Origin of the sequence: Streptomyces sp. AB3(2024) (genome assembly GCF_041862025.1) — a bacterium.
GTDB lineage: Bacteria > Actinomycetota > Actinomycetes > Streptomycetales > Streptomycetaceae > Streptomyces.
This window is the reverse complement of record NZ_JBGWAB010000083.1, coordinates 23,917-34,899: the sequence shown is the minus strand read 5'-3', so window position 1 is coordinate 34,899 and position 10,983 is coordinate 23,917. Positions and strand designations below refer to the sequence as shown.

Below are 10,983 nucleotides of genomic sequence, written 5' to 3'. Positions count from 1 at the left end.
CCCCGCCGCCCGGGGCGGGGGGGGGGGGGGGGGGGGGGGCGGCGCCCCCCCCCCCGGCCGGTGATCTGTGGCGGCTTACGGAGCCATCTCGTACGCCCCCGACAGGGCCTCGACGCGCTCCCACACGCGGGCCGAGCGGGCGTCGTCCACGACCGGGCGCCGGACCGCGCCGAGCGCCCAGCCCTGCTGCTGCTCGGTGGCGGAGTCCTTGCCGTGCAGTTCCACCGCGTGCGCGGAGAAGTCGCGCACCAGCACCGCGAACAGCTCGTCCAGCACGTCCTCGTCGAGACCGGTCAGGCGGGCCTGCTCCAGGATGAGCTGGCCGTGGACCACGAGCGCGAACAGCTGGCCGACGGCGAGCAGGAGGTCGAGGTCGCGGCTCTGCTCCTCGTCCGGGGCGGCGGTGGCGACGAACTCGCACAGGGCGTCGGCCTGCTCGCGGAAGCGGGCGACGTTCGGCACGGCGGCGTACGCGTCGTAGGCGGTGCGCCAGTCGTGGAAGCGTACGGAGCCCAGGCCGCGGGCGGGGCCCTGCCGGAAGAGGAAGGCGTCGTCGGCCGCGTCGTGGCGGGTCGGTACGGGGGCGTACTCGACCGGCTCCAGGAGGTGGTTGCGCATGAACTTGAGGATCAGCGCGAGGTTGACGTGGACGGTGCCTTCGAGCTTGGGCAGGCCCCGGATCTCGACCGCGGCGTTGGCGAAGTAGGTGTCCTTCTCGAAGCCCTTGGCCGCGATGACGTCCCACATCAGGTCGATGACCTTCTCGCCCTCGGTGGTCACCTTCATCTTCGTCATCGGGTTGAAGAGCAGGTAACGACGGTCCTCGGGGCCGGCCGAGCGGAAGTAGTCGACGGCGCGGTCGCTGAAGAGCTTCATGCCGACGAGGCGGACGTAGGCGTCGGCCAGCTCCCGGCGCACGTGCGGGAACGCGGTGACCGGGCGACCGTAGAGGACGCGGTTGTGCGCGTGCGTGACGGCCTCGTACATGGCGTGCTCGCAGATGCCGATGGACGCGGTGCAGAGGTTGAACTTGCCGACGTTGACGGTGTTCAGGGCGGCGTCGAAGGCGGCGCGGCCGGTGTGCAGGACGTCTTCGGCACCGACCGGGTAGTCCTCCAGGCGGAACTCGCTGACGTACTTGGAGGAGTCCACGACGTTCTTCACCAGGTGGTACGCCGGGTGGCGGCTGTCGGCGGCGAAGAAGACGTACCCGTCCGGGCCTTCGACGTCGGTGCGGCGGCCGAAGACGGAGACGAGCCCGGCGGCGTTCCCGTTGCCGATGTAGTACTTGGAGCCGGTGGCGCGGAAACCGCCGTCGCCGTCGGGCTCCAGCAGCATGTCCGTGGAGTAGATGTCGGCGCCGTGGGTCTTCTCGGACAGGCCGAAGGCGAACACCTCCCCCTGGGAGAGGAGTTCCGCCGCGCGGGTGCGGGCGGCGGCGTTGTCGCTCTGCCAGACCGGGCCGAGGCCGAGGATGGTGACCTGCCAGGCGTACCAGTAGTCGAGACCGTAGAAGCCGAAGATCTCGTTGAGGGCGGCGATCCGGGCGGTGTCCCAGCGCTGGTCCTCCTGCCCCGCCGCGGAGGCCGGGGTGAGGAAGGTGGCGAACAGGTTCTCCTTGGCGGCGAACGCGAGGAAGTCCCCGAGCCAGGCGCGGGTGCGGTAGTCCTCGATCAGCCGGTGCTTGCCGCGGGCCTCGAACCAGTCGACGGTGGCACGGAGCAACCGGCGCGTCTCGGGGTCGAAGTGCGCCGGGTCGTACGTGTGCGGGTTGAACAGCAGGGCGTCGGCCATGGAGGTTCGCCTTCCTGAGGGTGCGGGACGAGGGGTGCGGAACGAGCGGTGCGCGACGTTCGGTGGGCGACGTTCGGTGCGGAACGAGCCGTGTGGAACGGGCGGTGCGCAGAGGTGGATCGGGGCGTGCGGTGCGGGGCGGTTCAGGCGGGCGGGAGCGCGCCGCCCAGCCGGTGCAGGGTGGCGAGGACGTCGTCGAGCCAGGCGATGGTCATCCGTTCGTACGCGATGCCTCCGCGCAGCACGACGTGCTGGAGCTCCCGGCCCTGGTCGAGCGGTGCCGGCGCGTCGGGCCCGGTGAAGTCGCGCCGCTCTCCCGCGAGGTAGTGCACGAGCCGGCCGCTGTGCACGGCGTGGTGCCGCTCAACCTCGCGGATCAGCGCGGCCGGGTCGTCGAAGGCCGCGCCACGGATCTTCACGGCGAGGTCGTGGCGCATGCTTTCGGGTTCGATCGGTTCGTGGAGCCAACGGGAGAGGGCGGCGCTGCCGGGCGCGGCGACGGAGTACTCCTTCTTGTCCGGCCGGCCTTGTTGTGCCACCTCGCGGACGGCGAGCAAGCCGTCGCCCTCCATCCGCTTGAGCACGCGGTAGATCTGCTGGTGGGTGGCCGTCCAGAAGTAGCCGATGGAGCGTTCGAACCGCCGGGCCAGCTCATAGCCGGAACCCGGCTTCTCCAGCAGGGAGACGAGTATCGCGTGTTCGAGCGCCATGCCCCGATCTTTCTATGCAACTCGTTGCATAGACAAGCGCAGGCGCCCCGGTGAGACGCGGCTCACCCGCGACCGGCCGTAACCCGGCCCGGGGTGAATCGTTTCTCTCTACGTCGCAGATACACACCCGCGTCCCCCGCGTCCCCCGCGTCCCCCGCGTCCCCCGCGGCATCAGCGGCATCAGCGGCATCAGCGGCACGAGGGTCCGGGGACCTCCATCACTCCCCGGGCCCTCACTCTCCGGCCGACGTGGCCGGGTGCCCGGTGGGCCCGCCCGGTCACCGCCCGCCCGGCCGCCGCCCCGGCGGCCTCCGCCGCGCCTGCCCCCGCCGACACCGTCCCCGCCCCTACAGTGGGCGCGGACGGTCGGCGGACCGCACCGGGCGGGCTCAGGAGGAGGGGTGCGGACATCGTGATGGCCCACGGGAACGGCGCGGGCGGGCGGGAGCTCTTCGACGTCCCGCGGGAGGTGTCGTACTTCAACACGGCCAGCATCGCCCCCACACTGACGGCGTCCCTGGAAGCGGGCCGGGCCGCTCTGGCGTGGCGCGCCAGGCCCTGGGAGATCCGGACGGACGACTGGTTCGACGGCGCCGAGCGCCGCCGGACCCTGTTCGCCTCCCTCATCGGCGCCGCCCCCGGGGACATCGCCCTCATCCCGGCGACCAGCTACGGGTGCGCCACCGCGGCTGCCAACGTGGCCGTGGGGCCCGGCCGGCACGTGGTCGTACTGGACGGCGAGTACCCGTCGGGCGTCTACACCTGGCGCCGCTGCGCGGCCGAGCGCGGGGCGGAGCTGCGCACCGTGTCCCGCGGGCCGGGGCAGGGATGGACCGAGGCCGTACTGGAAGCGATCGGTGAGCGGACCGCCGTGGTGTCGGTACCGCAGGTCCACTGGACGGACGGGGCCGCCCTCGACCTGGTCGCCGTCTCCCGCGCGGCCCGCGCGGCCGGGGCGGCACTGGTGGTCGACGCCAGCCAGTCCGCCGGCGCCATGCCCCTCGACGTGCGCGAGGTCCGCCCCGACTTCCTCTTCGCGGTGGGTTACAAGTGGCTGCTCGGGCCGTTCGGGCTGGGCTACCTCTACGTGGACGCCGCCCACCACGGCGGCCGGCCGCTGGAGGAGAACTGGATCGCGCGCCGGGACGCGCGCGACTTCAGCCGGCTCGTCGACTACCGCGACGACTACCAGGACGGTGCCCGCCGCTTCGACGTGGGACAGCGCACCGAGTTCGAGCTCACGCCCATGGCGGTGGCCGCGCTGGAGCAGATGAACGAGTGGACCCCGTCCGGGATCGCCCGCGTCCTCGCCCGGCACACCGCCCGCATCGGCGAGGCCGCCCTGGCCGCGGGCTGGACGGTACCCGAGCCGCGCGGCCCCCACATGCTCGGCGTCCACCTGCCCGCGGGCATACGGCCACGCCTCTTGGAGTACCTGGAGGCGCGGGGCATCCACACCGCCGCACGCGGCGACGCCCTGCGGATCAGTCCGCACATGCACACCGCCGACGAGGACGTCGACCGGCTCACCGACGCGTTCCGCCGCCACCACTGATCCCGGAAAACGAAGAACCCCGACCTCCCTGAGGAGGCCGGGGCCTTGATCGAGCGCTGGGCAGGCCTTGCACCTGCATCCCCCCACGGGAAGTGGGGTGTCTTTCCTTGGACCACCAACGCGAGTCCCACCCCCGCGTTCCGCGGCGGCGAGCTCTAGATCAACTGTACCGCACCGATCCGGCCCCGGCGGACGCCCCCGTCAGTCGACGTCGAGGTGGTACGCACCGGCCCGGGCGTCGGCGAAAAGGGTGAACTGCACCTGCTCACCGCTCGGGTCGTCACCGGTGTCCACCTCGACCGGTTCGGCGTCAACCAGGACGTACTCTCCGTACCCTTCGAAGTCTCCCGGTCCGTCGGCCACACCGATGTGGATGGGCGTCTCGTCGGGCAGGTCTGCGAGTGCCGCGCGCAGCCGCGCCGCGGTCCACACCTGTGGGGCGTGGTCGAACATGTCAGCCATGCCCCGAGGTTAGGCCCGTTGCCCGTACGCGCCTCCGCGCCGCGCCGCGCACACGCGGTGGTGGCGGCATACGGGTGGCACGACCGCCGGAAGACGGCGCGACATCGGTTTCCTCCCGAAGGCAAGAGTGCGGCGGATCTTCACGGAAGGGCAGTTGCGCCCGCGTGTTGGCGGGTAGCATCCGGCAGCAACACCGTGAGGTATGAGGAGAGTGAGCCGCAAATGGCGAACGAGTCGGACACCACACCCATCCACAACGTGTACGCGCAGCGCTTCGCCGCCGACCTGGAGACCAACCGCAAGGAGCAGGAGTACGTCTCCGTCCAGATCGCGGAACTCGAAGTGCGCCTGGCGCAGTTGAAGGCGGACGAGAACTGGCTCCTCGGCATCCAGGGCACCCTGCCCTCGGAAGCGGAGAAGGAGCGGGCGGCCCCCGCGGTCGAGGCGGCCGACGCCCAGGACGCACCGGCGGCGTCCGTCGCGCCCGTCACGCCGGCGGCGTCCACGACGGGCCCGGCCTCCGGCGGTGTGCCGAAGCCCCGGCAGGCGAGGAAGGCCACGGGGACGACCGTGCGCGCCAGGACGGCCACGCCGGCCAAGAAGGCCTCCGCCGCCGCGCCGGCCGAGGCGAAGGCCGAGGCCAAGACCGACACGAAGACCGACACGAAGACCGCGACGAAGGCCAGGGCCACCACTCGCAAATCCGCCGCCCCGAAGCCCGCGGCGGCCCCGAAGGCCTCCGAGCCGAAGGCCCGCAGGGCCGCGGAACCGCCGCTGCGCGAGCTGGTCCTGACCCTCCTGGTCGGAGCCGCGGAGCCCCGCATGGTCAGCGAGGTCGCCTCCGCGCTGGCCGAGGCCCACCCCGGCCGGCCCACCTCCACGCAGGTGGTGCGCAATGCCCTCGAAGCGCTCGCCAAGAAGGGCTCCATCGAGAAGGAGCACAAGCAGGGCTCGGTGATGTACACCGCACCCCGGCCCGCCGCTCCCGAACCGGCGGCCCCCGCCACGGCCCCCGCCACGGCACCGGAGCCGGAGACCGTGGCCACCGAGGTCTGACCTCCCTCCGGGCACCGCACCCGGCCGGGGGCTCACGCACGCACCGTGGACCCCGGCCGACCGGTGGCCGGCGCGACGCCGGGCGGCCGCACCCTCCCCGGGACGACAAAGAGCCCCGCCCTCCATGAGGAGGCCGGGGCCTTGATCGAGCGCTGGGCAGGCCTTGCACCTGCATCCCCCCACGGGAAGTGGGGTGTCTTTCCTTGGACCACCAACGCGAGTCCCACTGCCGCTTCCGCGGCCGCAAGAACAAGATCAATGTAGCACGGCGTCACCCCGGGCCCAAAGAGGAGCGCCGGGCGCCGCCGTGCCTACAATGGCGGAATGATCTTCATTGTGGTGAAATTCGCCGTCAAGCCCGAATACGTCGACCAGTGGCCCGAGAAGGTCGCGGAGTTCACCCGCGCCACCCGGGCCGAGCCGGGCAACCTGTGGTTCGAGTGGTCGCGCAGCCTGGAGGAGCCGGACACCTACGTACTGGTCGAGGCCTTCCAGGACGACGCGGCGGAGGCGCACGTGACCTCCGATCACTTCCGTGCCGCCCTGGAGGCGATGCGTCCGCTGGTCGCCCGTACACCCGACATCGTCAGCACCACCATCGGGGGCGCCACCGGCTGGAGCCGGATGGGCGAGCTCCAGGTCGACTGACCGTCAGCTCCCGTCCCTCGCCCGCGCCCCGTCGGCCCCTGCGTCGGCGCGGGCCCGGGCCACGTAGGGCCGGGAGGCCAGGGTGACGGTGGCGGAGAGCAGGGCGACGACGGCGATCGTGGCGCCGGGTGCGAGGTACTGGGCGGCGCCACCGGCGATCGCGGCGCCGAGGCCCTGACAGGTCATCCGGCCGGCGGACTCGACGCCCTGGACCTGTCCGCGGACCGCCTCGGGGGTCAGTTCGAGGAGCGCCTCCTGCAGGGGCAGGGTGGCGGCGAACCCGACGCCGGCCACGAACACGGCCGCCGTGACGACCACGAGGGGCGGGGAGAGGGCGAACAGCAGGTACGGGACCGCGAGCAGCAGCCGCAGCCCGAAGGCGTGGCGCCGGCGCCGCTCGGCCGTGAGCAGGCGTCCGACGGCCAGGTCCCCGAGGAGCATGCCGGCCGAGCCCGCGGCCAGGAGGGTACCGGCGTCCTGGGGCGCGTAGGAGATGAACAGCGCCTCGCAGCCGACGATCAGTCCGTTGGGCACCCACAGGTTCAGCAACAGCGCCCGTCGGCCCGGGTGGGAGAAGAGTGCGATGTTCGTGGTCCAGGTCTGTCGCAGTCCGGGGCGGCGGGTCAGTCGGATGGAGCGTTCCCGGACGGTCGTCGCGACCACCACCAGTGAGAGTGCGGCCAGGGCGGCGGCGACGCCGACGAGCCCATGCGGGCTCATGTACCGGAGCAACAGCGCTCCGACGGCGTAGCCGAGGATCGCCGTGCCGCCCGAGGTGATGTTGATCAGGGAGCGTGCCAGTACGTAGGCGGGGGCCGGCACGACCTCGGCGAGCAGTCCCATGCGGGTACCGGTTCCCAGGGACTGGAAGAACCCGAGCAGCAGGAGCAGGGCGAACCTGACGGTCAGCGGGAGCCCCGGGACCGCCTGCGCGGCCACTCCGGCCAGCGTGAGGCACTGGAGTGCAACGAGGGTGCGGCGGGGTCGGCGGCCGTCCGCGACCGACATCAGGGTCAGCGCTCCGAGCACCGTGGCGAAGGTCGCGCCGTACATGGTGACGGCGGTGAGGAAGGGCGAACCGGTCTGCCGGTCGACCAGCGTGCCGAGGGCGAAGCCCGACAGGGTGGCGGCGGCGGCCGTCAGGGTGAATCCGGCGTAGAGACCGGCGAATTCACGGGACCGGAGCAGGGCCCGGTATCCGGTGGGGGCGGGTGCGGCGGGCACGGGGCGGCCGTCGGCGGGGGCGCGGGAAAGGGCGGGGTCGGAAGGCATGAAAAAAGCCTCCGAACCTGCGCACCGGGTGCGCCGCCGAAGGCCAACTCCTGGATCATAGCAGGCTCATGGGCCCGGACCGGCACCCCGGACCGGCACGCCGGATCGGCGCCCCGGCCGGGCCTCCCCCTCTGCGAGGTCGGCCCGGCCCGGGTGCCTGCCCGGTGGACCTAGGGTCCGAACGGGCCCGGCGGGGGGCCGCCGGCCGGGAGCGAGGCCTCCCTGAGTGCCGCGACCGCGTAGAGGGTGCCGTCGGTGCGGCCCGCGAGCAGGCCCCGTGGCGTGTGGACGCTCCACAGGTCCTCGGAGCCGGGTTCGGCCCTGCCGACGGGGAACGGGCGGGTGATGTCGGTGACGTCCCAGATGACGACGGCGCCGCCGGAGCGGGCCGCGCTGTAGACGCGGCCCATGCACTTGAAGACCCACGGATTCGAAGTGATCTCGCCGAGTCCCGGGGCGTGCACGCCCCGATCGGGCTTGGCGCCGGGAACCAGACCCAGCATTACGCCTCCATTACACAGTGTGTCTGCCTGGAATCCCATGGTAGTCACAATGCGCGGGCGCGAACCTCCCGTCAGCCTCCGCTCCCTCGCCAGATGTTGTCGAAGGCCGCCTCCTCGATGGCCCTGCGCTGCCGCACGGCGCCCAGTTCGACCACCGCGTCGTTGACGGCGGCCAGCACCGTGGCCACCGAGTCGTCGGCGACGTCCGGGACGTCCGGCGCGTCCGCGTGCCGGTGGCCCGGGACCCCCACGGCCTCCGCGAGCAGGAGGAGGACGGGGTCCTCCGACGCCCAGCGGTCCGCGGCCCGGCGGCGGGCGGGCGAATCGGCGGGCACCAGCGGGCCGGCCCGGAAGGACATGCCGCGACGCTGTTCCCGGACGAGCAGCCCGTCCGCCTCCAGCGCGGCCCGGTAGGCACCGGACAGGTCGCGGCCCCTGCGCCACAGCCAGTCGTCCACCGATTCGTAGGGCGCCTCCCGGACGAGCGCGGCGGCCGCCTCCGCCAGCAGGCGGTCGGCCGGGGCCGCTTCCCCGCCCGGCACGATGCGGTCGCCGTCGAGGGTGACGGCCCGGGCGGCGAGGAGGTCGACCAGTTCGGCGCCCGCGAGTGCGAGCGACAGGTCGCCCTGTCCGGCGGGCGGTCCGGACGCCCTGTCCATGGTGACGATCAGCAAGTCCCGTGGTGTGGTCATGAAGTGCTCCACGTCCTCTCCTGGACCGGGCGGGGCGGGCCGCGCCGTCGCCCCGTCGGGTGCGTCCGCGGGCCCTCGTCCGGGCCCGCGCGTGCCCGAGCTTACGGAGCGCGGGCGGCCACGGCGTGCGTCCGGGGCGGCGCCGCACCCCCGGACCGGGGTGCCGGGGGCATAGTGCATGATCAGGGGCCTGTTCACGTTCCCCGGGGGGATTCCATGAGACGTTCCGTACCCACGGCCCTGGCCGTTCTGCTGGCCCTCGGCACGACGGCGGGGTGCGGCGCGCATGCCGGCCGCGCAGCCGACGGCCCGGCCGCGTCCGCGGCGGCGTCGCCGGCGGGCAGCCCGTCCGCCGCTGCGGTCAAGGCCCCGCCGCTCACCGAGGAGGAGGCGCGGGGAGTCGTCGGGGAGCTGAGCGCGAAGGTCGGGGCCGACAGTTTCGACGCCGAGTACTGGAAGGGGATCACCGAGGGCCCGCTGCTGGAGCAGCAGCTCGCCGTCGTGGAGACCGCCCGGAAGTACGGGACCGACCGGCAGCCCGGACCGGCCAACACCCCGGCGACCGACCCGGCCGTGCACACGTGGACCACCGGCAAGGACGACGGCAGCGACCGCTGGATCCTCGGCGCCCACGAGCAGTCCGGCCACACCGTGGGTGACGCCGAGAACGAGACCGTGCTGCGCTGGTCCCTGTTCCACCAGCAGCGCACGGGCTCCCCCTGGCACGCTAGCTTCGTCGCGCGCGCCGAGGACGCGAAGGACCTGCCGCGGATCGCCGCCGGCGCCGCCCCCCGGGCCGCCACCGGCGGGGACACCTCGGGGCTCGCCGCCGCCCCGGCGGACGTCTGCGGGCGCTACGGCGACTACCTGCACACCGACGCCGGGGAGGGCGGTGTGAAGTGGAGCAAGGAGGTCGTCTCCCAGCGCGCGGCCTTCGCCGACGGCCTCAAGGCCGAGCGCAAGAGCCTCGGCGACCCGGCCAGGCTCGAAGCCGGGGCCGAGACCGTCCGTACCCCGCACGGTCCCGTCTGGCGGACCACCGACGGCGGCGCGCTCGTCGCCTGCACGACCGTCAGCAAGCTGTACACCGAGATGGGGCCCGGGCGCTCGACGAAGTTCGCCAGCAGCGGCTGGGCCGGAACGACGGGCATCCCCTGGGCCTCGTACACCCAGCGGATCATGGGGCTGACCGTGCTCAAGGTCCCCGCGGGCGCCGTCGGCGAGGTCTCCGTCGCGGCGCAGTCGCACCTGCCGTACTCCTTCGAGGGCACCAGGTACACCGGCTGACGGCGCGGCCGTCACCCCCGGGCGGCCCCAGGACTCCCGGGGGCGGCCGCGGGTCGTCGCGCGCAGTGGCGGGCGACGGTGTCGGCGAAGGCGCGGGCCAGGGGGGAGAGGGCGTCCCAGCGGCGGACGGCCCAGCCCGCGCCCAGGGGCGGGAGGGCGGGGAGCGGGACCAGGCGCAGGTCCGCGTGACCGGGGCCGAGCCAGCCGGGGAGGGCGGGCACCAGGGCGCAGCCCAGTCCCAGCTCGGCCAGCAGGATCGCGGTGTCCCAGTCGGCGACGCTGGTGTCGAAGACGGCGCGGATGCCCGATTCCCTGAGCCAGTGGTCGAGGTGGGAGCGGGAGGTCGAGTTCTCGGGCAGTCCGACGATGCGGATGCCCTCCAGGTCGGCGGGGGCGATGGACGGGTTCGCGGCCAGGGGGTGTTCGGCGCCGACGGCCAGGACCCAGGGCAGTTCGACGACGGGACGCTGTTCGATGCCGCGCACCGGTTCGCCCATCGTGATCCAGGCGAGGTCGACCCGGCCCGCGGCCACCGCCCCGCAGCAGCCCCGGCTGGAGTTCTCCGTCTCGAACTCCAGGCTGACCTGCGGGAAGCGGCGCCGGAAGTCGACGACGGCGGCGGACATGAAGTGACGGACCGTCGTGGCACCCGTGGTGATCCGGACGGATCCGCCGTCTCCGCGTACGAGGTCGTCGATGTCGCGCAGGGCGCGGTCGATGCTGCCGAGGCCTTCGTCGACCGCCATCCACAGGAGGTGTCCGGCCTGGGTGGGGACCACGCCGCGGGGGTGGCGCTCCAGGAGGCTGAGGCCGAGCTCGCGTTCGAGTCGTTTCACGTGCTGGCTGACGGCCGATTGGGTGCAGTCCATGTCGCGGGCCACGGCGCTGAGCGAACCCGCCTTGCATACCGCTGAGAAGAAACGAAGATCGTCAAGAGTCACGCCCCCAAGCTATCTCTTGGGTGACTGGAACCAAACCCTAGGATTGACTTGGATATTGGCCCT

At 73.0% G+C, this 10,983-nt stretch carries 11 protein-coding genes; 4 read left to right on the top strand and 7 right to left on the bottom strand.

Annotated elements, in window-relative coordinates:
• Positions 1-75: 75 nt before the first annotated feature.
• Together ACEPPI_RS27130 and ACEPPI_RS27125 are read right to left on the bottom strand one after the other, a co-directional pair.
• Complete coding sequence (locus tag ACEPPI_RS27130) at positions 76-1,794, bottom strand: acyl-CoA dehydrogenase family protein (protein ID WP_373917891.1); 1,719 nt, start codon at positions 1,792-1,794, stop codon at positions 76-78.
• Between the two features lie 143 nt (positions 1,795-1,937).
• Positions 1,938-2,504, bottom strand: coding sequence for a PadR family transcriptional regulator (locus ACEPPI_RS27125; protein WP_373917890.1), 567 nt, complete (start codon positions 2,502-2,504; stop codon positions 1,938-1,940).
• 415 nt (positions 2,505-2,919) lie between these two features.
• Here ACEPPI_RS27125 and ACEPPI_RS27120 point away from each other — a divergent pair, with 415 nt between their 5' ends.
• Positions 2,920-4,059 carry an aminotransferase class V-fold PLP-dependent enzyme gene (locus tag ACEPPI_RS27120; protein WP_373917889.1) on the top strand — a complete coding sequence of 380 codons (1,140 nt, stop codon included), beginning with the start codon at positions 2,920-2,922 and terminating at the stop codon, positions 4,057-4,059.
• Between the two features lie 201 nt (positions 4,060-4,260).
• On the opposite strand, the gene ACEPPI_RS27115 is transcribed toward ACEPPI_RS27120, so the two are convergent.
• A complete protein-coding gene (locus tag ACEPPI_RS27115; RefSeq protein ID WP_266847357.1) occupies positions 4,261-4,521 on the bottom strand; it encodes a DUF6225 family protein in 261 nt (86 codons plus the stop codon).
• 222 nt (positions 4,522-4,743) lie between these two features.
• On the opposite strand from ACEPPI_RS27115, the gene ACEPPI_RS27110 reads away from it, so the two are divergent.
• Entirely contained in the window at positions 4,744-5,577 is an 834-nt protein-coding gene (locus ACEPPI_RS27110; RefSeq protein WP_373917888.1) for a hypothetical protein, read from the top strand.
• A 324-nt stretch (positions 5,578-5,901) separates the two neighbouring features.
• Positions 5,902-6,225 (top strand): putative quinol monooxygenase, encoded by a 324-nt coding sequence (locus ACEPPI_RS27105; RefSeq protein ID WP_373917887.1) that lies wholly within the window; start codon positions 5,902-5,904, stop codon positions 6,223-6,225.
• 3 nt (positions 6,226-6,228) lie between these two features.
• On the opposite strand, the gene ACEPPI_RS27100 is transcribed toward ACEPPI_RS27105, so the two are convergent.
• The 3 genes from ACEPPI_RS27100 to ACEPPI_RS27090 form a co-directional block, all read right to left on the bottom strand.
• Positions 6,229-7,497 (bottom strand): hypothetical protein, encoded by a 1,269-nt coding sequence (locus ACEPPI_RS27100; protein ID WP_373917886.1) that lies wholly within the window; start codon positions 7,495-7,497, stop codon positions 6,229-6,231.
• A gap of 170 nt (positions 7,498-7,667) precedes the next feature.
• Positions 7,668-8,000 carry a hypothetical protein gene (locus ACEPPI_RS27095; RefSeq protein WP_356217509.1) on the bottom strand — a complete coding sequence of 111 codons (333 nt, stop codon included), beginning with the start codon at positions 7,998-8,000 and terminating at the stop codon, positions 7,668-7,670.
• A 71-nt stretch (positions 8,001-8,071) separates the two neighbouring features.
• Positions 8,072-8,692, bottom strand: coding sequence for a GPP34 family phosphoprotein (locus tag ACEPPI_RS27090; RefSeq protein WP_373917885.1), 621 nt, complete (start codon positions 8,690-8,692; stop codon positions 8,072-8,074).
• Positions 8,693-8,908: 216 nt separating this feature from the next.
• Here ACEPPI_RS27090 and ACEPPI_RS27085 point away from each other — a divergent pair, with 216 nt between their 5' ends.
• Positions 8,909-9,979: a hypothetical protein gene (locus ACEPPI_RS27085; RefSeq protein ID WP_373917884.1), complete on the top strand. Its 1,071-nt coding sequence runs from the start codon at positions 8,909-8,911 to the stop codon at positions 9,977-9,979.
• An 11-nt stretch (positions 9,980-9,990) separates the two neighbouring features.
• Here ACEPPI_RS27085 and ACEPPI_RS27080 read toward each other — a convergent pair whose 3' ends face one another.
• Positions 9,991-10,920 (bottom strand): LysR family transcriptional regulator, encoded by a 930-nt coding sequence (locus ACEPPI_RS27080; protein ID WP_373917883.1) that lies wholly within the window; start codon positions 10,918-10,920, stop codon positions 9,991-9,993.
• Positions 10,921-10,983: the final 63 nt, after the last annotated feature.